The sequence below is a fragment of the Micromonospora sp. WMMA1996 genome, from assembly GCF_002573675.1.
GTDB lineage: Bacteria > Actinomycetota > Actinomycetes > Mycobacteriales > Micromonosporaceae > Micromonospora > Micromonospora sediminicola.
On the sequence record NZ_PDHU01000005.1, the window covers coordinates 394,866 to 418,578 of the forward strand.

Annotated in this window: 31 protein-coding genes; all 31 read left to right on the forward strand. The window is 68.9% G+C overall.

The window, feature by feature from the left end; all coding sequences use genetic code 11:
* Positions 1–28 precede the first annotated feature (28 nt).
* Positions 29–3,916: a DNA-directed RNA polymerase subunit beta' gene (locus COO58_RS27400; RefSeq protein WP_091570040.1), complete on the forward strand. Its 3,888-nt coding sequence runs from the start codon at positions 29–31 to the stop codon at positions 3,914–3,916.
* A 100-nt stretch (positions 3,917–4,016) separates the two neighbouring features.
* Positions 4,017–4,385: a hypothetical protein gene (locus COO58_RS27405; RefSeq protein WP_176558989.1), complete on the forward strand. Its 369-nt coding sequence runs from the start codon at positions 4,017–4,019 to the stop codon at positions 4,383–4,385.
* Between the two features lie 716 nt (positions 4,386–5,101).
* A complete protein-coding gene (locus COO58_RS27410; RefSeq protein WP_091576935.1) occupies positions 5,102–5,482 on the forward strand; it encodes a hypothetical protein in 381 nt (126 codons plus the stop codon).
* A 500-nt stretch (positions 5,483–5,982) separates the two neighbouring features.
* On the forward strand, positions 5,983–6,357 hold the full coding sequence (rpsL, locus tag COO58_RS27415) for a 30S ribosomal protein S12 (RefSeq protein WP_007465318.1): 375 nt from the start codon (positions 5,983–5,985) through the stop codon (positions 6,355–6,357).
* Position 6,358: 1 nt separating this feature from the next.
* Positions 6,359–6,829, forward strand: coding sequence for a 30S ribosomal protein S7 (gene rpsG, locus COO58_RS27420; protein ID WP_013735957.1), 471 nt, complete (start codon positions 6,359–6,361; stop codon positions 6,827–6,829).
* 75 nt (positions 6,830–6,904) lie between these two features.
* Positions 6,905–9,001: an elongation factor G gene (gene fusA, locus COO58_RS27425; RefSeq protein WP_091570045.1), complete on the forward strand. Its 2,097-nt coding sequence runs from the start codon at positions 6,905–6,907 to the stop codon at positions 8,999–9,001.
* 223 nt (positions 9,002–9,224) lie between these two features.
* Complete coding sequence (tuf, locus tag COO58_RS27430; protein WP_091570050.1) at positions 9,225–10,418, forward strand: elongation factor Tu; 1,194 nt, start codon at positions 9,225–9,227, stop codon at positions 10,416–10,418.
* A 355-nt stretch (positions 10,419–10,773) separates the two neighbouring features.
* Entirely contained in the window at positions 10,774–11,082 is a 309-nt protein-coding gene (gene rpsJ / locus COO58_RS27435; RefSeq protein ID WP_007073037.1) for a 30S ribosomal protein S10, read from the forward strand.
* An 11-nt stretch (positions 11,083–11,093) separates the two neighbouring features.
* Positions 11,094–11,759 (forward strand): 50S ribosomal protein L3, encoded by a 666-nt coding sequence (gene rplC / locus COO58_RS27440; RefSeq protein WP_091570055.1) that lies wholly within the window; start codon positions 11,094–11,096, stop codon positions 11,757–11,759.
* Entirely contained in the window at positions 11,756–12,421 is a 666-nt protein-coding gene (gene rplD, locus COO58_RS27445) for a 50S ribosomal protein L4 (protein WP_098747836.1), read from the forward strand. The genes rplC and rplD overlap by 4 nt, the downstream gene beginning before the upstream one ends.
* Positions 12,418–12,720, forward strand: coding sequence for a 50S ribosomal protein L23 (gene rplW / locus COO58_RS27450; protein ID WP_091317975.1), 303 nt, complete (start codon positions 12,418–12,420; stop codon positions 12,718–12,720). The genes rplD and rplW overlap by 4 nt, the downstream gene beginning before the upstream one ends.
* A 12-nt stretch (positions 12,721–12,732) precedes the next feature.
* Positions 12,733–13,572, forward strand: coding sequence for a 50S ribosomal protein L2 (rplB, locus tag COO58_RS27455; protein ID WP_091570064.1), 840 nt, complete (start codon positions 12,733–12,735; stop codon positions 13,570–13,572).
* A 12-nt stretch (positions 13,573–13,584) separates the two neighbouring features.
* Positions 13,585–13,866 (forward strand): 30S ribosomal protein S19, encoded by a 282-nt coding sequence (rpsS, locus tag COO58_RS27460; RefSeq protein WP_007073032.1) that lies wholly within the window; start codon positions 13,585–13,587, stop codon positions 13,864–13,866.
* A gap of 40 nt (positions 13,867–13,906) precedes the next feature.
* Complete coding sequence (rplV, locus tag COO58_RS27465; RefSeq protein WP_091570068.1) at positions 13,907–14,359, forward strand: 50S ribosomal protein L22; 453 nt, start codon at positions 13,907–13,909, stop codon at positions 14,357–14,359.
* Positions 14,359–15,240, forward strand: coding sequence for a 30S ribosomal protein S3 (gene rpsC, locus COO58_RS27470; protein WP_091570073.1), 882 nt, complete (start codon positions 14,359–14,361; stop codon positions 15,238–15,240). Before rplV ends, rpsC begins: the two co-directional genes overlap by 1 nt.
* Positions 15,241–15,243: 3 nt before the next feature.
* A complete protein-coding gene (gene rplP, locus COO58_RS27475) occupies positions 15,244–15,669 on the forward strand; it encodes a 50S ribosomal protein L16 (RefSeq protein WP_073834927.1) in 426 nt (141 codons plus the stop codon).
* Positions 15,669–15,905 (forward strand): 50S ribosomal protein L29, encoded by a 237-nt coding sequence (rpmC, locus tag COO58_RS27480; RefSeq protein WP_013288628.1) that lies wholly within the window; start codon positions 15,669–15,671, stop codon positions 15,903–15,905. The genes rplP and rpmC overlap by 1 nt, the downstream gene beginning before the upstream one ends.
* A complete protein-coding gene (gene rpsQ, locus COO58_RS27485) occupies positions 15,902–16,180 on the forward strand; it encodes a 30S ribosomal protein S17 (protein WP_098747837.1) in 279 nt (92 codons plus the stop codon). The genes rpmC and rpsQ overlap by 4 nt, the downstream gene beginning before the upstream one ends.
* 97 nt (positions 16,181–16,277) lie before the next feature.
* A complete protein-coding gene (rplN, locus tag COO58_RS27490) occupies positions 16,278–16,646 on the forward strand; it encodes a 50S ribosomal protein L14 (protein WP_007073026.1) in 369 nt (122 codons plus the stop codon).
* Positions 16,643–16,963, forward strand: a complete 321-nt coding sequence (rplX, locus tag COO58_RS27495; RefSeq protein ID WP_172836497.1) for a 50S ribosomal protein L24 — start codon at positions 16,643–16,645, stop codon at positions 16,961–16,963. The genes rplN and rplX overlap by 4 nt, the downstream gene beginning before the upstream one ends.
* Positions 16,963–17,532 (forward strand): 50S ribosomal protein L5, encoded by a 570-nt coding sequence (rplE, locus tag COO58_RS27500; protein WP_091065804.1) that lies wholly within the window; start codon positions 16,963–16,965, stop codon positions 17,530–17,532. Before rplX ends, rplE begins: the two co-directional genes overlap by 1 nt.
* Before the next feature lies 1 nt (position 17,533).
* A complete protein-coding gene (locus COO58_RS27505; RefSeq protein ID WP_007073023.1) occupies positions 17,534–17,719 on the forward strand; it encodes a type Z 30S ribosomal protein S14 in 186 nt (61 codons plus the stop codon).
* Positions 17,720–17,817: 98 nt separating this feature from the next.
* Complete coding sequence (gene rpsH, locus COO58_RS27510; RefSeq protein ID WP_013288624.1) at positions 17,818–18,225, forward strand: 30S ribosomal protein S8; 408 nt, start codon at positions 17,818–17,820, stop codon at positions 18,223–18,225.
* Between the two features lie 16 nt (positions 18,226–18,241).
* The gene (gene rplF / locus COO58_RS27515) at positions 18,242–18,784 is read left to right on the forward strand and encodes a 50S ribosomal protein L6 (RefSeq protein WP_098747838.1); all 543 of its coding nucleotides are present in this window, start codon (positions 18,242–18,244) and stop codon (positions 18,782–18,784) included.
* Positions 18,781–19,170 (forward strand): 50S ribosomal protein L18, encoded by a 390-nt coding sequence (gene rplR / locus COO58_RS27520; RefSeq protein ID WP_091570085.1) that lies wholly within the window; start codon positions 18,781–18,783, stop codon positions 19,168–19,170. The genes rplF and rplR overlap by 4 nt, the downstream gene beginning before the upstream one ends.
* A gap of 33 nt (positions 19,171–19,203) precedes the next feature.
* Positions 19,204–19,818, forward strand: coding sequence for a 30S ribosomal protein S5 (gene rpsE / locus COO58_RS27525; protein ID WP_013288621.1), 615 nt, complete (start codon positions 19,204–19,206; stop codon positions 19,816–19,818).
* Positions 19,818–20,000, forward strand: a complete 183-nt coding sequence (gene rpmD / locus COO58_RS27530; protein WP_013473693.1) for a 50S ribosomal protein L30 — start codon at positions 19,818–19,820, stop codon at positions 19,998–20,000. The genes rpsE and rpmD overlap by 1 nt, the downstream gene beginning before the upstream one ends.
* Positions 20,000–20,443, forward strand: coding sequence for a 50S ribosomal protein L15 (rplO, locus tag COO58_RS27535; protein WP_091570089.1), 444 nt, complete (start codon positions 20,000–20,002; stop codon positions 20,441–20,443). Before rpmD ends, rplO begins: the two co-directional genes overlap by 1 nt.
* 234 nt (positions 20,444–20,677) lie before the next feature.
* A complete protein-coding gene (gene secY / locus COO58_RS27540) occupies positions 20,678–22,003 on the forward strand; it encodes a preprotein translocase subunit SecY (RefSeq protein ID WP_091570092.1) in 1,326 nt (441 codons plus the stop codon).
* Positions 22,004–22,657: an adenylate kinase gene (locus COO58_RS27545; protein ID WP_091570097.1), complete on the forward strand. Its 654-nt coding sequence runs from the start codon at positions 22,004–22,006 to the stop codon at positions 22,655–22,657. It abuts the gene before it with no gap.
* Positions 22,658–22,752: 95 nt separating this feature from the next.
* Positions 22,753–23,604: a type I methionyl aminopeptidase gene (gene map, locus COO58_RS27550; RefSeq protein WP_091570100.1), complete on the forward strand. Its 852-nt coding sequence runs from the start codon at positions 22,753–22,755 to the stop codon at positions 23,602–23,604.
* The last annotated feature ends 109 nt before the right edge of the window (positions 23,605–23,713 follow it).

Below are 23,713 nucleotides of genomic sequence, written 5' to 3' on the forward strand. Positions count from 1 at the left end.
CAGTACAGACGACGACATAGGGGACACAGTGCTCGACGTCAACTTCTTCGACGAGCTGCGCATCGGTCTCGCCACCGCCGACGACATCCGTCAGTGGTCCCACGGCGAGGTCAAGAAGCCCGAGACCATCAACTACCGCACCCTCAAGCCGGAGAAGGACGGGCTCTTCTGCGAGAAGATCTTCGGTCCGCAGCGGGACTGGGAGTGCTACTGCGGTAAGTACAAGCGGGTCCGCTTCAAGGGCATCATCTGCGAGCGCTGCGGCGTCGAGGTGACCCGCTCCAAGGTTCGCCGGGAGCGGATGGGTCACATCGAGCTGGCCGCTCCGGTGACCCACATCTGGTACTTCAAGGGCGTGCCGAGCCGGCTGGGCTACCTGCTGGACCTCGCCCCGAAGGACCTCGAAAAGATCATCTACTTCGCCTCGTACGTCGTGACGAGCGTGGACGCCGAAGCGCGTCACCGCGACCTCTCGACCATCGAGAACGAGATCCTGGCCGAGAAGCGGCAGTCCGAGAACAGCCGCGACTCGGAGATCGAGAAGCGGGCCGCCAAGCTCGAGGCCGACCTGGCCGAGCTGGAGGCCGAGGGCGCGAAGGCGGACGTCCGGCGCAAGGTCAAGGAGGGCGGAGAGCGCGAGATGCGCCAGATCCGCGACCGGGCCCAGCGCGAGATCGACCGCCTCGACGAGGTCCTCGACACCTTCCGCAAGCTGGAGCCGAAGCAGCTGGTCACCGACGAGCTGCTCTACCGCGAGCTGCGCGACCGTTTCGGTGAGTACTTCACCGGCAGCATGGGCGCCGAGGCCATCAAGGCCCTGGTCCAGAACATGGACCTGGAGGCCGAGGCGGAGAACCTCCGCGAGACCATCCGCTCCGGCAAGGGCCAGCGGAAGATCCGCGCGCTCAAGCGGCTGAAGGTCGTCGCGGCGTTCCAGAACACCCGGAACTCGCCGCTCGGCATGGTGCTGGACTGCGTCCCGGTCATCCCGCCGGACCTGCGCCCGATGGTGCAGCTCGACGGTGGCCGCTTCGCGACCTCCGACCTGAACGACCTGTACCGGCGTGTGATCAACCGGAACAACCGCCTCAAGCGGCTGATCGACCTCGGCGCGCCCGAGATCATCGTCAACAACGAGAAGCGGATGCTCCAGGAGGCCGTCGACGCGCTGTTCGACAACGGTCGTCGCGGTCGTCCGGTCACCGGCCCGGGCAACCGGCCGCTGAAGTCGCTCTCCGACATGCTCAAGGGCAAGCAGGGCCGGTTCCGCCAGAACCTGCTGGGCAAGCGCGTCGACTACTCCGGCCGTTCGGTCATCGTGGTCGGCCCGAAGCTCAAGCTGCACCAGTGCGGTCTGCCCAAGCAGATGGCGCTGGAGCTGTTCAAGCCGTTCGTGATGAAGCGGCTGGTGGACCTCAACCACGCGCAGAACATCAAGTCCGCCAAGCGGATGGTCGAGCGGCAGCGGCCGGTCGTGTGGGACGTGCTGGAGGAGGTCATCGGCGAGCACCCGGTTCTGCTGAACCGCGCGCCGACCCTGCACCGCCTGGGCATCCAGGCCTTCGAGCCGCAGCTGGTCGAGGGCAAGGCCATCCAGATCCACCCGCTGGTCTGCACCGCGTTCAACGCCGACTTCGACGGTGACCAGATGGCGGTCCACGTGCCGCTGTCCGCCGAGGCCCAGGCCGAGGCGCGGATCCTGATGCTGTCGTCGAACAACATCCTCAAGCCGGCCGACGGCAAGCCGGTCACCATGCCCACCCAGGACATGGTCATCGGCCTCTACCACCTCACCCACCTCACTCCGGGGGGCAAGGGCGAGGGCCGGGCGTTCAGCTCGGACGCCGAGGCGCGGATGGCGTACGACAACGGCGAGCTGCACCTGCAGACCCCGGTGAAGATCCGGCTGCACGACGTGGTGGGTGTCGACAACGGCGCCGGCGCCGAGCCGTGGACCGCGCCCGAGGGCTGGGTCGAGGGCGAGCCGGTGACGGTGGAGACCACCCTGGGCCGGGTCCTGTTCAACGAGACGCTGCCCCCGGGCTACCGCTTCGTGAACTACGAGATCCGCAAGGGCCAGCTCTCCGCGATCGTCAACGACCTCGCCGAGCGCTTCCCGAAGGTGGCCCTGGCGGCCACCCTGGACGGGCTCAAGGAGGCCGGTTTCCACTGGGCCACCTGGTCCGGCGTCACCATCGGCATGGAGGACGTCATCGCTCCGCCGCGCAAGCGGGAGATCCTGGAGCGGTACGAGAAGGAAGCCGACCGGATCGACAAGCAGTACCAGCGTGGTCTGATGACCGCCGAGGAGCGTCGCGGCGAGCTCATCGAGATCTGGACCAAGGCGACCAACGAGGTCGCCAAGGAGATGGACACCGCGCTGCCGCAGGAGAACCCGCTGTGGAAGATGATCAACTCGGGTGCCCGCGGTAACCTGCTCCAGCTCCGGCAGATCGCGGCGATCCGTGGTCTGGTGGCCAACCCGAAGGGTGAGATCATCCCGCGGCCGATCAAGGCCTCGTACCGGGAGGGTCTGTCCGTGCTGGAGTACTTCATCTCCACGCACGGCGCCCGTAAGGGTCTCGCGGACACCGCCCTGCGTACCGCCGACTCGGGTTACCTGACCCGGCGTCTGGTGGACGTCTCGCAGGACGTCATCATCCGCGAGGAGGACTGCGGCACCGACCGGGCCATCCCGATGCAGATCGGCGAGCGCGTCGACGGCAAGCTGGTCGTGCACGAGCACGCCGAGACCAGCGTGCACGCCCGGACGCTGGCCGACGACATCAAGGGGCCGGACGGCACCGTGGTGGCCCACCGGGGCCAGGACATCAACTCCATCGGCGTCGACGCGATCGTCGCCGCCGGGACCGAGACGGTGCGGGTGCGCAGCGTGCTCACCTGCGAGTCGAAGCTGGGCGTCTGCGGTGCGTGCTACGGCCGCTCGCTGCCGACCGGCAAGACCGTGGACGTCGGCGAGGCGGTCGGCATCATCGCCGCCCAGTCGATCGGTGAGCCGGGTACGCAGCTGACGATGCGTACCTTCCACACCGGTGGTGTCGCGGGTGAGGACATCACCCAGGGTCTGCCCCGTGTCCAGGAGATCTTCGAGGCCCGGGTGCCCAAGGGCAAGGCGCCCATCGCCGACACCCCGGGTCGCATCCGGATCGAGGACGGCGAGCGGTCCCGCAAGATCGTGGTCATCCCGGACGACGGCAGCGACGAGATCGTCTACGACAAGATCTCGAAGCGGGTCCGGCTCCGGGCGCACGACGGCGACCACGTCGAGGTCGGCGAGAAGCTCACCGAGGGCACCATCGACCCGCACGAGCTGCTGCGCATCCTCGGCCCGCGCGCGGTCCAGGTCCACCTGACCCAGGAGGTCCAGGAGGTCTACCGCTCGCAGGGTGTGCTCATCCACGACAAGCACATCGAGATCATCATCCGCCAGATGCTCAAGCGGGTGACGGTCATCGACTCCGGCTCGACCGAGTTCCTGCCGGGTGTGCTGGTCGACCGGGCGCTGTTCGAGTCGGAGAACCGCCGGCTCGTCGGCGAGGGCGGCGAGCCCGCCGCCGGTCGCCCGGTGCTGATGGGTATCACCAAGGCCTCGCTGGCCACGGATTCCTGGCTGTCGGCGGCCTCCTTCCAGGAGACCACCCGGGTGCTGACGGACGCGGCGATCCACGCCCGCAGCGACTCGCTGATCGGCCTCAAGGAGAACGTGATCATCGGTAAGCTCATCCCGGCCGGTACGGGCATCAGCAAGTACCGCAACGTCCGGGTCGAGCCGACCGAGGAGGCGAAGGCCAAGGTCTACTCGATGACCGGCTACCCCGAGACCGACTACGGCTTCGGGCCGGCCAGCGGCCAGGCCGTGCCGCTGGACGACTTCGACTTCGGGTCGTACCGCTAAACCGCACGAACGACGAGGCCCCCGGCGGATGCCGGGGGCCTCGTCGCGTCCTGGGCGGCTGGCCGGGAACGGGAGTCCGGATCGGGGCATGATGGAGGGCATGACGACCGTGCCCGGGCAGGTGCCCGTCGTGCCGCAGGCGCAGCGCCATCCGCACGATCCTGAGCCGGTCCGCTCCACCAAGGCCCGCGCCGTCTTCGCCCTCGGTCTGATCGGGGCGCTGACCGGCTTCTTCGTCGGCGGGGTGGTGCCCGCGACGCTCGCGCTCACCCTCGCCCGCCAGGCCCGCCGGGAGGCGTACGCGTCGGGGGGTTACCTGACCGGCGCCGACTGGCTGCGCCGCGGCGAGCGGTTGGCCCGGATCGGTCTGGTGCTGACCGCCGTCGCGGTGGTGGCCGCGGTGGTGATCGGGCTGGTCCGGCACGCCGACGCCTCGTTCGGGCACGACTACGCGCCGAACTTCGACTGACCCGGCGGGGGAGCGGCACCGCGCCCGCCCACCCGGTGGTGACCGGCGACGGTAGCCTGGCCGGTGTCCGCCGCGCGGCGGGTGAGCCATGTGGACAGGAGGACCCCGTGACGGAACCGGCTGCGCCGCCGGGAGGCGACCCGAACCGCCCCGGTGCCGGGCCGGATCCCGCCGCCCCGCCGGCCCTTGAGCCGGTGAGCCCGTGGGCGCCGCCGACCACGCACGGGGAGCGCTCCGCCGGTGCTCCCGGCCCGTCGTCCGGGGCGACCCCGCCCGGGTACGCCCCGACGCCGCCGAGCCCGTCGTCCGCGGGCCCGTCTGAGCCGTTCACGGGAGCGCCGGCCGGTCCGTCCTCGGCCCCGCCCGGCGCACCGTATTCCGGAGCGCCCGCCCCCTGGCCGCCGGCCGGCCCGTACCCGCCCGCCGGCCCGGCTCCGGGGCACCAACCCGGGCACGGATTCCCCGCCCCGGCGCCCGGGACCGGGCACCACCCGGGGCAGCCGGGCCACCTCACCGGCCCGCATCCCGGGAGTGGACCGGGCCAGGGATTCGGGGCGTACCCGGGGAGTGGGCCGGGGTTCGGGGCGTACCCGGGGAGTGGGGCCGGGCACGGCGGCGGGTGGCCGGCTCCGGGGAGCGCGCCCGGCGGCGGCTGGGGCCCGGCCGGGCCGGCGCTGCCGCCGCCCCCGAGTGAGGCGCCCCGGCCGCCGAAGCGGGTGGAGCCGGTCCCGGGCACCCCGTTCGGGGTGGTCCACCTGGACGTGCCGCCGGTCACCTCCGGGCTGGCCATCGGCTCGCTGGTCACCGGCGTCGGCTCGATCCTGGTGTCGCTGCTGGTCTTCTGCTTCGGCGTCGCAGGGCCGGACTACGGCGGAGCGTGGGCGGCCGGGGCGTTCACCCTGCTCGGCGGGCTGGCCGGGGTCGGCGCGATCGTGGCCTGGCTGCTGGCGCGGCGGCAGATCCGGCGTCCGGCCCCGCCGCCGGCGGTCCGGTTCACCGGCGGGGGACTGGCGGTGGCCGGGCTCAGCTGCGGCGCCGCGGGCCTGCTGCTGAGCGTGGTCGGGCTGGCGCTGGCCCTGGTGGTGCAGATCACGTGACGCCGTCGGCGCGTCGTCCGGGGCCGATGACCAGCGCCGACCGGTTTGTCCCGGTGTCAGGGAGGCGGGCGCTGCCGGGGGCGACGGGTCGCACGACGGACGAGCCGGTACACTTGTCATCGTAGGTGCCCATCAGGGGCGCACCGACGATCCGGACGTCGACCGGCGGGGCTGTGAACCAGCTTCTCCGGACCGATCCGTTTTGACCGGCGCGCTTGTGGTAGGTACTCTTTCCCCTTGTGCCCGGGCTCGCCCGGGCAATGCGTGCGTGCGCGGGAACCGGTCAGCCGGTCATCCACTGTCGCACCACCACAGACCCAAAGATCCGGTACGCCGCGCGAGCGAACGCACCGGACCGTGACTCGGGCGACACGCCCGACCGCGGGTGCTGGGGCCTCCGTCAGGCGGCCCTGGTTGGAATGTAGGAGAGCCGTCCATCAGGCCGGCTAGAGCAGACGGCGCGGTCGCCTCGCAGCGGCCGAAGGGAGCGGAGAAACCCGGTGCCCACCATTCAGCAGCTGGTCCGAAAGGGCCGTCAGGCCAAGACGACCAAGACCAAGACCCCTGCGCTCAAGGGGTCTCCCCAGCGGCGCGGCGTGTGCACCCGCGTGTACACCACCACCCCGAAGAAGCCGAACTCGGCGCTGCGCAAGGTCGCTCGTGTCAAGCTCAGCAGCCAGATCGAGGTGACCGCCTACATCCCGGGCGTCGGCCACAACCTGCAGGAGCACTCGATCGTGCTCGTGCGCGGCGGCCGTGTGAAGGACCTCCCCGGCGTGCGGTACAAGATCGTTCGCGGCTCGCTGGACACCCAGGGTGTCCGCAACCGCAAGCAGGCTCGCAGCCGTTACGGCGCGAAGAAGGAGAAGAGCTGACATGCCGCGTAAGGGACCCGCTCCGCGGAAGCCGCTGGTCGCTGACCCGGTGTACAACTCGCCGCTGGTCACCCAGCTGGTGAACAAGATCCTGCTGCGCGGCAAGCGTCAGCTCGCCGAGCGCATCGTGTACGCCGCCCTGGAGGGCTGCCGCGAGAAGTCCGGCACCGACCCCGTCGTCACGCTCAAGCGCGCGATGGACAACGTGAAGCCGACCCTCGAGGTGCGCAGCCGTCGTGTCGGTGGCGCCACCTACCAGGTTCCGGTCGAGGTCCGGCCGGCCCGCGCGACCACCCTCGGTCTGCGCTGGCTGGTGACCTACTCCCGGGCCCGGCGCGAGAAGACCATGGTCGAGCGGCTGATGAACGAGCTGCTGGACGCGAGCAACGGCCTCGGTGCCGCCGTCAAGCGGCGCGAGGACACGCACAAGATGGCCGAGTCGAACAAGGCCTTCGCGCACTACCGCTGGTAACACCTGAGGTTCCGGCGCCCCCGGGCGCCGGAACCGCCACCAGTTGTGTCGAGACGACGATAAGTAGGGATTGAAGTGGCCGCCGCAGACGCGCTCGCCAACGTACGCAACATCGGCATCATGGCGCACATCGATGCCGGTAAGACCACTACCACCGAGCGAATCCTGTTCTACACCGGCATCACGTACAAGATCGGTGAGGTCCACGAGGGCGCCGCCGTCATGGACTGGATGGAGCAGGAGCAGGAGCGCGGTATCACCATCACTTCCGCCGCCACCAAGTGCGAGTGGAAGGGCCACACGATCCAGATCATCGACACGCCCGGCCACGTCGACTTCACGGTCGAGGTGGAGCGGTCGCTGCGTGTTCTGGACGGTGCGGTCGCGGTGTACGACGGTGTGGCCGGTGTGGAGCCCCAGACCGAGAACGTCTGGCGCCAGGCCGACAAGTACCACGTCCCGCGGATGTGCTTCGTCAACAAGCTGGACCGCACCGGCGCGGACTTCTTCCGCTGCGTCCAGATGATGATCGACCGGCTGAACGCCACCCCGCTGGTGCTCCAGATCCCGATCGGCCTCGAGGGCGACCACATCGGCGTCGTCGACCTGGTCGGCATGCGCGCCCTCACCTGGCGCGGGGAGACCCAGAAGGGTGAGGACTACGCCATCGAGGAGATCCCGGCCGAGCTGGCCGACTCCGCGGCGGAGTGGCGCGAGAAGCTGATGGAGACCCTGGCCGACGTCGACGACGCGGTGATGGAGAAGTACCTGGAGGGCGAGGAGATCTCCGTCGAGGAGATCAAGGCCGCCATCCGTCGGGCCACCATCGCCAGCAAGGCCAACCCGGTCCTCTGCGGCTCGGCGTTCAAGAACAAGGGCGTGCAGCCCATGCTCGACGCCGTCATCGACTACCTGCCGTCGCCGCTGGACGTCCCGGCGATCGAGGGCACGGCCACCGACGGCGAGACGCCGATGCAGCGGAAGCCGTCGCCGTCCGAGCCGTTCTCCGGCCTGGCCTTCAAGATCCAGACCGACAAGCACCTCGGCAAGCTCACCTACGTCCGGGTCTACTCCGGCGTGGTCGAGTCCGGGTCCCAGGTGGTCAACTCCACCAAGGACCGCAAGGAGCGCATCGGCAAGATCTACCAGATGCACGCCAACAAGCGTGAGGAGCGCGGCTCCGCCAAGGCCGGCGACATCATCGCGGTCCAGGGTCTGAAGCAGACCACCACCGGTGACACCCTGTGCGACCCGGCGAACCCGGTCATCCTCGAGTCGATGACCTTCCCGGAGCCGGTCATCGAGGTGGCCATCGAGCCGAAGACCAAGGCCGACCAGGAGAAGCTCAGCACCGCCATCCAGCGGCTGGCCGAGGAGGACCCGACCTTCCGCGTCAAGCTGGACGACCAGACCGGTCAGACGGTCATCTCCGGCATGGGCGAGCTGCACCTGGACATCCTGGTGGACCGGATGCGCCGCGAGTTCAACGTCGAGGCGAACATCGGCAAGCCGCAGGTGGCGTACCGTGAGACCATCCGCCGCACGGTGGAGAAGGCCGAGTACACCCACAAGAAGCAGACCGGTGGCTCCGGCCAGTACGCCCGCGTGATCGTGAGTCTCGAGCCGCTGCCCATGGGCAACGACTCGCCGACCTACGAGTTCGCGAACGCCGTCACCGGTGGCCGCATCCCCCGGGAGTTCATCCCCTCGGTGGACGCCGGCGCCCAGGACGCCATGCAGTACGGCATTCTCGCCGGCTTCCCGCTGGTGGGTGTCAAGCTGACGCTGCTGGACGGGCAGTACCACGAGGTCGACTCGTCCGAGATGGCGTTCAAGATCGCCGGTTCGATGGTGATGAAGGAGGCGGCCCGCAAGGCCGACCCCGCACTGCTCGAGCCGATGATGGCTGTTGAGGTCACCACTCCTGAGGAGAACATGGGTGACGTCATCGGCGACCTCAACTCCCGGCGCGGGATCATCCAGGCGATGGAGGAGCGCAGCGGCGCTCGTGTCGTCCGGGCCCTGGTCCCGCTGTCGGAGATGTTCGGCTACGTCGGCGACCTGCGGTCGAAGACCCAGGGCCGGGCTAGCTACAGCATGCAGTTCGACTCCTACGCCGAGGTTCCGCAGAGCGTGGCGAAGGAGATCATCGCCAAGGCGACGGGTGAGTGACGCTCACTCCGAGCTGACCCGGTGATCCGGGGCTGGTCGCGGGAGGGTTCTCCCGCCCGCGACCACCTCGGTCGGGTTGTGTGATTCCGGGCCTGTAGGCTTCATCGCCGCAGAACCCACCAAGGCTCTCCGGCCGTCAGGCCGGAAAGGCTGTCGACAGAGTCCTAAGCGCCGACCGGCGCACCGGGGCGAACGAACCAAGAAAGTCCACAGGAGGACACCAGTGGCGAAGGCGAAGTTCGAGCGGACTAAGCCGCACGTCAACATCGGCACCATTGGTCACATCGACCACGGTAAGACGACGCTGACGGCGGCCATCACCAAGGTCCTGCACGACCAGTTCCCGGACCTGAACCCGTACACGCCGTTCGACGAGATCGACAAGGCGCCGGAGGAGAAGGCCCGCGGCATCACGATCTCCATCGCGCACGTCGAGTACCAGACCGAGGCGCGTCACTACGCGCACGTCGACTGCCCCGGTCACGCCGACTACATCAAGAACATGATCACCGGTGCCGCGCAGATGGACGGCGCGATCCTGGTGGTGGCGGCGACCGACGGCCCGATGCCGCAGACCCGCGAGCACGTGCTGCTGGCCCGTCAGGTCGGCGTGCCGTACATCGTCGTGGCGCTCAACAAGAGCGACATGGTCGACGACGAGGAGCTCCTGGAGCTCGTCGAGCTCGAGGTCCGCGAGCTGCTCTCCTCGCAGGAGTACCCGGGTGACGACCTGCCGGTCGTCCGGGTCTCGGCGCTGAAGGCCCTGGAGGGCGACCCGGAGTGGACCGGGAAGCTCATGGACCTGATGAACGCCGTGGACACCGCGATCCCGCAGCCGGAGCGCGAGACCGAGAAGCCGTTCCTCATGCCCATCGAGGACGTCTTCACGATCACCGGCCGTGGCACCGTGGTGACCGGTCGCGCCGAGCGCGGCATCCTCAAGCCGAACGAGGAGGTGGAGATCGTCGGCATCCGCGAGAAGTCGATGAAGACCACCTGCACCGGCATCGAGATGTTCCGCAAGCTGCTCGACGAGGCCCGCGCGGGTGAGAACGTCGGTCTGCTGCTGCGCGGCATCAAGCGCGAGGACGTCGAGCGCGGCATGGTCGTCATCAAGCCGGGCACCACGACCCCGCACACGGAGTTCGAGGCGACGGTCTACATCCTCTCCAAGGAGGAGGGTGGCCGCCACACCCCGTTCTTCCAGAACTACCGCCCGCAGTTCTACTTCCGGACCACGGACGTCACCGGCGTCGTCACGCTGCCCGAGGGCACCGAGATGGTCATGCCGGGCGACAACACCTCGATGTCGGTGAAGCTGATCCAGCCCATCGCCATGGAGGAGAACCTGAAGTTCGCGATCCGCGAGGGTGGTCGTACGGTCGGCGCGGGTCGCGTCACCAAGATCGTCAAGTGAGCTGGGTAACCCCGATTAGCGTCGCCGCCGGTCGTGCGGCATACTAGTCAGGTTGCGTAACGACGGTCGGTCGCCCGCGTCCGGTTGAGGCTGGACCTCCGGGAGTCAGACTGTCTCGCGTTGGGTGGTTGACCGCCATCGGCGGTCAACCACCCTCGCGCGGCGTTCAGGTCGCGGTCCCCGCGATCGGCGCCATGACCCACCGCGTGGTCAGAGAATCGCTCCGGAGTCCCGGGGCGGAGCCTGGCCCACGGGCGCGACACGCCCGACCGCGGGGGTCGGCGGAAGTGGGCCTGTGCCAGCCGGTACAGGCGCCCGCAACACAGCGGCATCGAGAGAAGGAACAGAAGCCACCATGGCGGGACAGAAGATCCGCATCCGGCTCAAGGCCTATGACCACGAGGTCGTCGACTCCTCGGCTCGGAAGATCGTCGAGACGGTGACGCGTACCGGGGCGCAGGTCGCTGGCCCGGTGCCGCTGCCCACGGAGATCAACCGTTTCTGCGTCATCCGCTCGCCGCACAAGTACAAGGACTCGCGCGAGCACTTCGAGATGCGCACGCACAAGCGTCTGATCGACATCATCGACCCGACCCCGAAGACGGTCGACTCGCTCATGCGCCTCGACCTGCCGGCTGGCGTCGACATCGAGATCAAGCTGTAGGGATCGATCAAATGGACAGGCAAGTCAAGGGGATCCTGGGCGCCAAGCTCGGCATGACCCAGGTCTGGGACAACAACAAGGTTGTCCCCGTGACCGTGGTGCAGGCCGGCCCGTGCGTCGTGAGCCAGGTTCGTAGCGCCGACAAGGACGGTTACTCCGCGGTCCAGCTGGCGTACGGGGCCATCGACCCGCGCAAGGTCAAGAAGCCGGTCGCCGGGCACTACGCCAAGGCGGACGTCGCGCCGCGCCGGCACATCGTCGAGCTGCGCACCTCGGACGCCGCGGACTACTCCGCCGGCCAGGAGGTCACGGTCGAGGAGTTCCCGGCCGGCGTCGTGATCGACGTGACCGGCAAGACCAAGGGCAAGGGCTACGCCGGCCCGATGAAGCGGCACGGCTTCCACGGCCTGCGCGCGAGCCACGGTGTCGAGCGCAAGCACCGCTCGCCCGGCTCGATCGGCGCCTGCGCCACCCCGGGTCGCGTCTTCAAGGGCACCCGGATGGCGGGCCGGATGGGTGGCGTTCGCTACACCGTCCAGAACCTGACCGTCCAGGCGGTCGACACCGAGAACAACCTCCTGCTCGTCCGTGGCGCCATTCCCGGCCCCAAGGGCGCGCTCGTCCTGGTCCGTACCGCGGCCAAGGCGAAGGTGAAGAAGGGCGGTGCGGCCAAGTGACCACCGTTGACGTCCTCAACGTCGAAGGCAGCAAGAGCGGCTCCGTCGAGCTGCCGGCCGACATCTTCGACGCGCAGGCGAACATCGCGCTGATGCACCAGGTCGTGGTGGCTCAGCTCGCGGCGGCCCGGCAGGGCACGCACAAGACCAAGACCCGCGGCGAGGTCTCCGGTGGAGGCAAGAAGCCGTACAAGCAGAAGGGCACCGGTCGTGCCCGCCAGGGTTCGACCCGCGCGCCGCAGTTCGCCGGCGGTGGCGTGGTCCACGGCCCGGTGCCGCGCGACTACAGCCAGCGCACCCCGAAGAAGATGAAGGCCGCCGCCCTGCGTGGCGCCCTCTCGGACCGGGCCCGCGCCGGCCAGGTGCACGTCGTCGAGGCGTTCGTCTCGGGCGAGAAGCCGTCGACCAAGGCGGCTCTGACCACGCTGGCGAAGCTGACCACGGCCCGTCGGGTCCTGGTCGTGCTGAGCAGCACCGACGAGCTGAACTGGGTGTCGCTGCGGAACCTGCGCAACGCGCGGGACAGCCGGGTGCACCTGATCGAGGCCGGCCAGCTCAACACGTACGACGTGCTGGTGGCCGACGACGTGGTCTTCACCAAGGAGGCCCTGGACGAGTTCCTGGGCGTTCCCGCCGAGACCACCGAGGAGGGTGGCAAGTGAGCACGATCGCCGATCCGCGCGACATCATCGTCGCTCCGGTCGTCTCGGAGAAGAGCTACAGCGAGCTGAACCGCAACTGGTACACCTTCCTGGTGCACCCGGACGCCAACAAGACCGAGATCAAGATCGCTATCCAGCAGATCTTCAACGTCCGCGTCCTGACGGTCAACACGCTCAACCGTGAGGGCAAGCGCAAGCGCACCAAGACCGGCTTCGGTCAGCGCAAGTCCACCAAGCGGGCGATCGTGAAGCTGGCTGACGGAGACCGTATCGAGGCCTTCGGCGGCCCGGTCAGCTGAGGGGTGTAGACAATGGCTATCCGTAAGTACAAGCCGACGACGCCGGGCCGGCGTGGCTCGAGCGTTGCCGACTTCGCCGAGATCACCCGGTCGACGCCCGAGAAGTCGCTGCTGGCTCCGCTGCCGAAGAAGGGCGGACGCAACGCCCACGGCCGGATCACCACGCGGCACCACGGTGGCGGCCACAAGCGCCAGTACCGTCTGATCGACTTCAAGCGGGTCGACAAGGACGGCGTGCCGGCGAAGGTCGCCCACATCGAGTACGACCCGAACCGCACCGCGCGCATCGCGCTGCTGCACTACGCCGACGGCGAGAAGCGCTACATCCTCGCGCCGAAGGACCTGAAGCAGGGCGACGCCGTGGAGTCGGGCCCGGGCGCCGACATCAAGCCGGGCAACAACCTGCCGCTGCGCAACATCCCGGTCGGTACCACCATCCACAACGTGGAGCTGCGTCCGGGCGGCGGCGCCAAGCTGGCCCGCTCGGCCGGCGTCGGCATCCAGCTGCTCGGCCGTGAGGGCGCGTACGCGACCCTGCGTATGCCGTCCGGCGAGATCCGGCGGGTGGACGTGCGCTGCCGCGCCAGCATCGGCGAGATCGGCAACGCCGACCAGTCGAACATCAACTGGGGCAAGGCCGGCCGGATGCGGTGGAAGGGCAAGCGCCCGACCGTCCGTGGTGTCGCGATGAACCCCGTCGACCACCCGCACGGTGGTGGTGAGGGTAAGACCTCCGGTGGTCGCCACCCGGTCAACCCGCAGGGTAAGCCCGAGGGCCGCACCCGTCGTAAGGGCCAGCCGAGCGACCGGCTGATCGTCCGCCGCCGCTACGCCACGCGTAAGCGCGGCTGAGGGAGATAAGACATGCCTCGCAGCCTGAAGAAGGGCCCGTTCGTCGACGACCACCTGCTCAAGAAGGTGGAGACGCAGAACGACAAGGGCTCGAAGAACGTCATCAAGACCTGGTCGCGACGCTCGACGATCATCCCGGAGATGCTGGGTCACACGATCGCCGTGCACGACGGACGTAAGCACGTCCCGGTCTTCGTGACCGAGGCCATGGTCGGGCACAAGCTCGGCGAGTTCGCGCTGACCCGCACGTTCAAGGGTCACGAGAAGGACGACCGGAAGAGCCGCCGGCGCTGACGCCGCGGGCATACGGATAGAGGAACAAGGGGTTACAGCGATGCCAGGAAAGGGCGACGCTCCGGTGCTTCCGGGCGCGCGGGCGGTTGCGCGGCACGTGCGCATCTCGCCGATGAAGGCGCGCCGGGTGGTCAACCTCGTCCGCGGCCTGCCCGCGAAGGAGGCGCTCACGGTGCTGCAGTTCGCGCCGCAGGCGGCGAGCGAGCAGGTGTACAAGGTGCTCGCTAGCGCGATCGCCAACGCGGAGAACAACGAGCGGCTGGACCCCGATGCGCTGCTCGTCAGCGAGGCGTTCGTCGACGAGGGCCCGACGATGAAGCGGTTCCGGCCGCGGGCGCAGGGCCGGGCCTACCGGATCCGCAAGCGGACCTGCCACATCACCGTGGCGGTCGAGGCCGTGGCTGCGGCCGCGCCGAAGAAGTCGGCCAAGAAGGCCGCTCCGGCCAAGCAGGCCGAGCCGGCGCAGCAGAGCACGACGGAGGGTGCCGAGTAATGGGTCAGAAGGTTCACCCCACCGGGTTCCGGCTCGGCATCTCGACCGACTGGAAGTCCCGCTGGTTCGCGGACAAGCTCTACAAGGACTACATCGGCGAGGACGTCAAGATCCGCCGGATGATGTCCAAGGGCCTCGAGCGCGCCGGGATCTCCAAGGTCGACATCGAGCGCACCCGGGACCGGGTCCGCGTCGACATCCACACCGCCCGGCCGGGCATCGTCATCGGCCGTAAGGGTGCGGAGGCCGACCGGATCCGCGGCGAGCTGGAGAAGCTCACCGGCAAGCAGGTCCAGCTGAACATCATCGAGGTGAAGAGCCCCGAGTCGGACGCGCAGCTGGTCGCCCAGGGCGTCGCCGAGCAGCTGTCCAGCCGGGTCAGCTTCCGTCGGGCCATGCGCAAGGCGATGCAGTCCGCGATGAAGAACCCGGTCTGCAAGGGCATCCGGGTGCAGGTCTCGGGCCGTCTCGGCGGCGCCGAGATGAGCCGGACCGAGTTCTACCGCGAGGGCCGGGTCCCGCTGCACACGCTGCGGGCCAACATCGAGTACGGCTTCTTCGAGGCCCGTACCACCTTCGGCCGGATCGGCGTGAAGGTCTGGATCTACAAGGGCGACGCCGTCCCGGGCCGCGAGGCCCCGGCCGAAGCCGCCCCGTCGCGCGGCCCGCGCCGTGACCGTGGCGACCGGCCGGACCGGCCGCGCCGTGGTCGGTCGGGCTCGTCGGGTACGACCGCCGGTGGCACCGAGGCCGGCCGCGCTGCCGCGACCACCATCGCGCAGCAGGCGGAGACGCCGGCCGGTGAGCCGGTCGACAGCAGCGCTGTCGCCGCAGCCGCCTCGGCTCCGAACCAGCCGGCAGAACAGCAGCAGGAGGGCTGACAGATGCTGATGCCGCGCAAGCCCCCGAAGGGCTTCCGCAAGCCGCACCACCCGGACCGCCACGGCGCGTCCAAGGGCGGTAACCGGGTGGTGTTCGGCGAGTTCGGGATCCAGGCTCTCGAGCCGGCGTACGTGACCAACCGTCAGATCGAGTCGGCGCGTATCGCGATGACCCGTCACATCAAGCGTGGCGGCAAGGTCTGGATCACGATCTTCCCGGACCAGGCCCTCACCAAGAAGCCGGCGGAAACCCGGATGGGTTCCGGTAAGGGTTCGCCCGAGTGGTGGGTCGCCAACGTCAAGCCGGGGCGGGTTCTCTTCGAGATGTCCTTCCCCAACGAGCAGATCGCGCGAGAGGCGATGCGTCGCGCGATCCACAAGCTCCCGATGAAGTGCCGCATTGTTACGCGCGAAGTGGGTGAATCCTGATGGCAGCGGGCGTCAAGCCTTCCGAGCTGCGTGAGCTCTCCGAGGAGGAGCTGGTCACGAAGCTGCGCGAGGCCAAGGCGGAGCTGTTCAACCTCCGCGTGCAGGCCGCAACCGGGCAGCTGGACAACAACCGGCGGCTGCAGGTCATCCGTCGGGAGATCGCCCGGATCTACACGATCATGCGTGAGCGTGAGCTGGGTCTCTCGGCCGCGCCGACTGAGGTGACTGCATCATGAGTGAGAACACCACCACCGCCGCCGCGCGGTCCCGCCGCAAGGTCCGCGAGGGCCTCGTGGTCAGCGACAAGATGGACAAGACCGTCGTGGTCGAGGTCGAGGACCGGGTCAAGCACGCGCTGTACGGCAAGATCATGCGCCGTACGAGCAAGCTGAAGGTGCACGACGAGCAGAACTCGGCCGGCATCGGCGACCGGGTCCTGATCATGGAGACCCGGCCGCTCTCCGCCACCAAGCGGTGGCGGCTCGTGGAGATCCTCGAGAAGGCCAAGTAGCGAAGGCTCGAGCTCGGCCGGTATCGGTCGGGCGCAGGTTCCGCCAGGCTCCGGCCGCCCCCGGCGGCCGGAGAACCGGCAGACATAGGAGATAGACGTGATTCAGCAGGAGTCGCGACTGCGCGTCGCCGACAACACGGGTGCCCGGGAGATCCTGTGCATCCGGGTTCTCGGTGGCTCCGGTCGGCGCTACGCGAGCATCGGCGACGTCATCGTGGCCACGGTCAAGGACGCGATCCCCGGTGCCGGTGTGAAGAAGGGCGACGTCGTCAAGGCCGTCGTCGTTCGGACCGCCAAGGAGAAGCGGCGGCCGGACGGGTCGTACATCCGCTTCGACGAGAACGCCGCCGTCATCATCAAGGACGGTGGGGACCCGCGCGGTACCCGCATCTTCGGCCCGGTGGGCCGGGAGCTGCGGGACAAGCGGTTCATGAAGATCATCTCTCTCGCGCCGGAGGTGTTGTGACCGTGAAGGTCAAGAAGGGCGACACGGTCGTCGTCATCGCCGGCAAGGACAAGGGTGCCAAGGGCAAGGTCATCGCGGCCTACCCGCGGCAGGACAAGGTCCTGGTCGAGGGCGTGAACCGGGTCAAGAAGCACACCCGCATCAGCACCACCCAGCGTGGCGCCAAGACCGGTGGCATCGTCACCCAGGAGGCCCCGATCCACGTCTCGAACGTGATGGTCCTGGACTCCGACGGCAAGCCGACCCGCATCGGCTACCGGATCGACGACAACGGCCAGAAGGTCCGCATCGCGCGTAGCACCGGTAAGGACCTGTGATGACCACGGCTACCGAAACCAAGACCCTGCCGCGCCTCAAGGAGCGGTACCGCAACGAGGTCGTGGCGAAGCTGCAGGAGCAGTACGCCTACGGCAACCCCATGCAGGTGCCCGGCCTGGTCAAGATCGTCGTCAACATGGGTGTCGGCGAGGCCGCTCGGGACGCCAAGCTGATCGACGGCGCGGTCCGCGACCTCGCCACGATCACCGGTCAGAAGCCGCTGGTCCGGCGGGCGACCAAGTCCATCGCGCAGTTCAAGCTCCGCGAGGGCATGCCGATCGGCGCGAAGGTCACCCTCCGCGGCGACCGGATGTGGGAGTTCCTGGACCGGCTGCTGTCGATCGCGCTGCCGCGTATCCGTGACTTCCGCGGTCTGGACGGGCGCAAGCTCGACGGGCACGGCAACTACACGTTCGGTCTGACCGAGCAGTCGGTGTTCCACGAGATCGACCAGGACAAGATCGATCGCCAGCGGGGCATGGACATCACGGTGGTCACGACCGCCACGACCGACGACGAGGGCCGGGCGCTGCTCAAGCTCCTGGGCTTCCCGTTCAAGGAGAACTGAGATGGCCAAGAAGGCGCTGATCCTCAAGGCGGCCGCGAAGCCGAAGTTCTCGGTTCGCGCGTACACCCGCTGCCAGCGGTGCGGGCGTCCGAAGGCGGTCTACCGCAAGTTCGGTCTCTGCCGGGTGTGCATCCGGGAGATGGCCCACCGCGGTGAGCTGCCCGGCGTGTCCAAGGCTTCCTGGTAATAGCCCGGCGCGCTCCGGCGCGTCAGCTGAACTGTCTCTTCGCCGTAGGCCCCGGGCCTGGCCCGGGGAACCCCGGCGAGAAAGGTTGACGAGTTTTCATGACGATGACCGACCCGATCGCAGACATGCTCACGCGTCTGCGTAACGCCAACCAGGCGTACCACGACCGGGTGACGATGCCCTACTCGAAGATCAAGGCGAACATCGCCGAGGTCCTCAAGGCCGAGGGTTACATCGCCACCTGGTCGGTCGAGGAGCCCGAGGAGGGCGCCGTCGGCAAGCGACTGGTCGTCGAGCTGAAGTACGGCCAGAACCGCGAGCGGAGCCTGGCCGGCATCAAGCGCGTGTCCAAGCCCGGTCTCCGGGTGTACGCCAAGTCGGACGGGCTCCCGCGGGTGCTCGGCGGGCTGGGCGTGGCGATCATTTCGACGTCCCAGGGGCTGCTCACCGACCGGCAGGCCCGCAAGCGGAGCGTTGGCGGGGAAGTCCTCGCCTTCGTCTGGTAACGGGAGACAGGTAGAAATGTCGCGTATTGGACGTAAGTCGATCCCGGTGCCATCCGGCGTCGACATCACGATCGACGGCCAGACCGTCAAGGTCAAGGGCCCCAAGGGCGAGCTGAGCCACGTGCTGGCCGAGCCGATCACGGCGGAGCGGGGCGAGGACGGCGCGCTGCACGTCAACCGGCCCAACGACGAGCGCAAGGCCAAGGAGCTGCACGGCCTGAGCCGTACGCTGGTGGCCAACATGATCGTCGGTGTGACCGAGGGCTACCGCAAGAGCCTGGAGATCGCCGGCACCGGTTACCGCGTGACCGCCAAGGGCAAGGACCTGGAGTTCGCGCTCGGGTTCTCGCACCCGGTGCTCGTGCCGGCGCCGGACGGCATCACGTTCACGGTGGAGCGGCCGACGCTGTTCCACGTGGCCGGCATCGACAAGCAGCAGGTCGGCGAGGTCGCCGCCAACATCCGGAAGATCCGCCCGCCGGAGCCCTACAAGGGCAAGGGCGTGAAGTACCAGGGCGAGGTCATCCGCCGCAAGGCTGGAAAGGCAGGTAAGAAGTGAGCGCCACGCTGCTCAAGCGCCGCCGCGGCGTCGCCGCCAAGCGTGCCGTCGGGCGTGCGCGTCGGCACTTCCGGGTCCGCAAGAACGTCAACGGCACGGCCGAGCGTCCCCGCCTGGTCGTCACCCGCTCCCTGCGGCACATGGTCGCCCAGGTCGTCGACGACACCAAGGGTCACACCCTGGCGTCGGCCTCGACCATGGACGCCTCGCTGCGCGGCGCCGAGGGCGACAAGAGCGCCCTGGCCGGCAAGGTCGGCGCCCTGCTCGCCGAGCGTGCCAAGGCCGCCGGCGTCTCGAAGGTCGTCTTCGACCGCGGTGGCAACCGGTACGCGGGGCGGGTCGCCGCGCTTGCCGACGCCGCCCGCGAAGCCGGGCTCGAGTTCTAGAAACCCCGTCACGAGAGAGAAGGAAGGCTGCTGATGCCAGGTCAACAGCGCCGTGGCGGCGGGTCCGGTGGCAACGAGGGTGGTCGCCGCGACAACCGCCGTGAGGGCGGCCGCGGAAACGCGCCCGTCGAGAAGACCCCGCACCTCGAGCGGGTCGTCGCGATCAACCGCGTCGCCAAGGTCGTGAAGGGTGGTCGTCGCTTCAGCTTCACCGCCCTGGTGATCGTGGGCGACGGCGACGGCACCGTCGGTGTGGGCTACGGAAAGGCCAAGGAGGTGCCCGCGGCGATCGCCAAGGGTGTCGAGGAGGCCAAGAAGCACTTCTTCAAGGTGCCGCGGATCGGTCAGTCGATCCCGCACCCGGTGACGGGTGAGGACGCGGCCGGTGTGGTGCTGCTCAAGCCGGCCTCGGCCGGTACGGGTGTCATCGCCGGCGGTCCGGTACGCGCCGTGCTGGAGTGCGCGGGCATCCACGACGTGCTCTCCAAGAGCCTCGGCTCGTCCAACCCGATCAACATCGTGCACGCCACCGTGGCGGCCCTGAAGGGGCTCGAGTCCCCCGAGCAGGTCGCGGCGCGTCGTGGTCTGCCGGTCGAGGACGTCGCGCCGGCCGCCATGCTGGCGTCGCGGGCGGGGGTGGCGTCCTGATGGCACGCCTGAAGGTCACCCAGGTCCGGTCCGAGATCGGGACCAAGAAGAACCAGCGTGACTCGCTGCGTTCCCTCGGTCTCAAGCGGATCAACGACGTGGTGGTCAAGGAGGACCGGCCGGAGATCCGCGGCATGATCTTCACGGTCAACCACCTCGTGAAGGTCGAGGAGGTCGAGTAATGACGATCAAGGTGCACCACCTGCGTCCGGCTCCGGGTGCCAAGACCGACAAGACCCGTGTGGGTCGCGGTGAGGGCTCGAAGGGCAAGACCGCCGGCCGTGGTACCAAGGGTTCGAAGGCCCGCAAGAACATCTCGGCGGCGTTCGAGGGTGGACAGATGCCCATCCACATGCGCCTGCCGAAGATGAAGGGCTTCAAGAACAAGTTCAAGGTCGTGTTCCAGGTGGTCAATCTGGACCGGCTCGCCGAGCTCTTCCCGAACGGCGGCCAGGTCGGCCCCGTCGAGCTGGCCGAGGCCGGTGCGGTCCGCAAGGGCCACCCGGTCAAGGTGCTCGGCACCGGCGACCTCGGCGGTGTGTCCCTCCAGGTGACGGCGCACGCGTTCAGCGCGTCGGCCAAGGAGAAGATCACCGCGGCCGGTGGCTCGGTCACCGAGCTGTAAGGCATGTTCGTGGCGCCCGCTCAGTTGTTCGCAACTGGGCGGGCGCCATGGTCTACCGGCGACGTGTGCGCCGGGTAACATCGGATTCGTTTTATGTAGCCGGGCACATCTGCCCGGACCGGGATCGGGCTGTTAGAGTCCGTTCCCAGCCATGGATACCGGGCGCTCGCCCGGCACCCACCCCGCCCCGCCAGGGATCGTCACCGGCGGCCCGCGTCGCGCAGGAGGAAGAAGTTGCTGTCCGCCTTTCTCAGTGCGTTCCGTACGCCTGACCTGCGCAAGAAGCTGCTGTTCACAGTAGGCATCATCGCGGTCTACCGGCTGGGCGCCACGCTGCCCAGCCCGGGCGTCTCGTACGGCAACGTGCAGAAGTGCCTCGACACCATCCAGGGCAGCACCGGCGTGCTCAACCTGCTGGATCTCTTCTCCGGCGGCGCGCTGCTCCAGCTCTCGGTCTTCGCGCTGGGCATCATGCCCTACATCACCGCGTCGATCATCCTGCAGCTGCTGACGGTGGTGATCCCGCGGCTGGAGCAGCTCCGCAAGGAGGGCCAGGCCGGCCAGGCGAAGATCACCCAGTACACCCGCTACCTGACGCTGGGCCTGGGCATCCTCCAGTCCTCGGCGTTCGTGGCGCTGGCCCGCTCCGGGCAGCTGTTCAACAACCAGTGCGACCAGTTCCCGATCGTGCCCAAGGGCACCGGCATCCCGGACTGGCTGACGCTGACCATCCTGGTCATGACGATGACCGCCGGCACCGGCGTGGTGATGTGGCTCGGTGAGCTGATCACCGACCGGGGCGTCGGCAACGGCATGTCGGTGCTGATCTTCACCTCGATCGCGGCCCGCCTTCCCAGCGAGGGCTGGAAGATCAAGACCACCAAGGGCTGGGGGATGTTCCTCCTCGTCATCGCCCTGGTGCTCCTGGTCATCACCGCGGTGACCTTCATCGAGCAGGCGCAGCGCCGGATCCCGGTGCAGTACGCCAAGCGCATGATCGGCCGGCGGATGTACGGCGGCACCTCGACCTACATCCCGCTCAAGGTGAACCAGGCCGGCGTCATCCCGGTCATCTTCGCCTCGTCGCTGCTCTACCTGCCGCAGCTCGCGCTCCAGTTCTTCGATCCGAACGACCCGGGCAAGGTCCAGGCGTGGATCCAGAACCACATCGTGAAGGCGAGCGCGCCGGAGCACATCGCGATCTACTTCCTGCTGATCATCTTCTTCACCTACTTCTACGTGTCCATCACGTTCAACCCGACCGAGGTCGCGGACAACATGAAGAAGTACGGCGGCTTCGTGCCGGGCATCCGCCCCGGCAAGCCGACCGCCGAGTACCTCGACTTCATCCTCAGCCGGATCACCCTGCCGGGTGCGCTCTACCTGGGCATCATCGCGATCCTGCCGAACTTCTTCTTCATCTGGCTGGACAACCAGCAGTTCCAGAACTTCCCGTTCGGCGGCACCGCTGTGCTCATCATGGTCGGCGTCGGTCTGGAGACCGTGAAGCAGATCGAGAGCCAACTCATGCAGCGGAACTACGAAGGGTTCCTGCGGTAGATGCGACTCGTTCTGGTTGGCCCGCCGGGCGCGGGCAAGGGCACACAGGCGGAGTTCATCGCCGCCCACCTCTCGGTGCCGAAGATCTCGACCGGTGACATCTTCCGGGCCAACGTCACCCAGGGCACGCCCCTGGGTGTCGAGGCCAAGCGGTACATGGACGCGGGCAAGCTGGTCCCGGACGACGTCACCATCAATATGGTGCGCGACCGGCTCGCTGAGCCGGACGCCGGCGAGGGCTTCCTGCTCGACGGCTTCCCGCGCACCACGCCGCAGGCCGCCGAGCTGGACAAGCTCCTCGCCGACCTGGGCTCCGCGCTGGACCTGGTGCTGGAGCTGGTCGTCGACGACGACGAGGTGATCCGGCGGCTGTCCGGCCGGCGCACCTGCCGGGGCTGCGGCAAGATCTGGCACGTCGAGTTCGACGCGACCACCCGTGAGGGCATCTGCGACCGCTGCGGCGCGGAGCTGTTCCAGCGGGACGACGACAAGCCGGAGACCATCGCGGCGCGGCTGCGGGAGTACGCCGAGAAGACCGCGCCACTGGTGGACTACTACGGCGCCCAGGGCAAGCTGGTCGGCATCGACGCGACCGGGCCGGTGGAGGACGTCACCGTCCGCGCCATCGACGCGCTGCGCTCCTACGGCGGCTGACGACCCACCGCCGTCCGGCGGATAGAGTGCGAACGGCGGGGTACGCGCGACGTGCCCCGCTGTTCCGCGTACGCGCGACGAAAGGTTAGACCGCCATGCGCCGTCCCCAGCTGGACATCCAGCTGAAGACCCCCGAGCAGATCGAGCTGATGCGGGCCGCCGGTCTGGTGGTCGCCCGTGCCCTGCGCCGGATGCGTGAGGCGGTCGCCCCCGGCGTGACGACGGCCGACCTCGACGCGATCGCCGAGGCCACCATCCGGGAGGCGGGCGCGGTCCCGTCGTTCAAGGGCTACCACGGGTTCCCGGCGTCGATCTGCTCCTCGGTCAACGAGCAGGTGGTGCACGCCATCCCGTCGGCCCAGCAGGTGCTGCGCGAGGGCGACCTGATCTCGATCGACTGCGGCGCGGTGCTCGATGGCTGGCACGGCGACGCGGCCGTCACGGTGGCGGTGGGGGAGGTCGACCCGGCACTGCTGCGGATGGCCGAGGTGGCCGAGGACGCGATGTGGGCCGGCATCGCCACCGCCGCCCGGGGCGCGGCCTCCGGCAGGGGGCGGCTCACCGACATCTCCCACGCGGTGGAGAGCGCGGTCCGCAAGGGCGGCCGGTACGGGATCGTCGACGGCTACGGCGGCCACGGCATCGGCACCGAGATGCACCAGGACCCGCACGTGCTGAACCACGGCCGCCCCGGCAAGGGCCCGCGCCTGGTTCCCGGCCTGGCGCTCGCCATCGAGCCGATGATCACGATGGGCTCCCCGCGCACGGCGGAGCTGGCCGACGGCTGGACCGTGGTGACGCGGGACGGCTCGATGGCGGTGCACGTCGAGCACTCGATGGCGCTGCTGGACGACGGCGTCTGGGTGCTGACCGCCGAGGACGGCGGCCGGGCCCGCCTCGGTGACCTGGTCACCGCCCGCCAGCCCGCGGACTCCCCGGCCCGCTGACCCGTCCGTCGCCCGGCCGAGCCGCCGCTCACCCTGGCGCCGCCGGCCGTCCCGGTGCCTGTCGGGCCGGGCGGCCGGGCGGCCGCGGTGTGTGTCGGGCCGGGCGGCC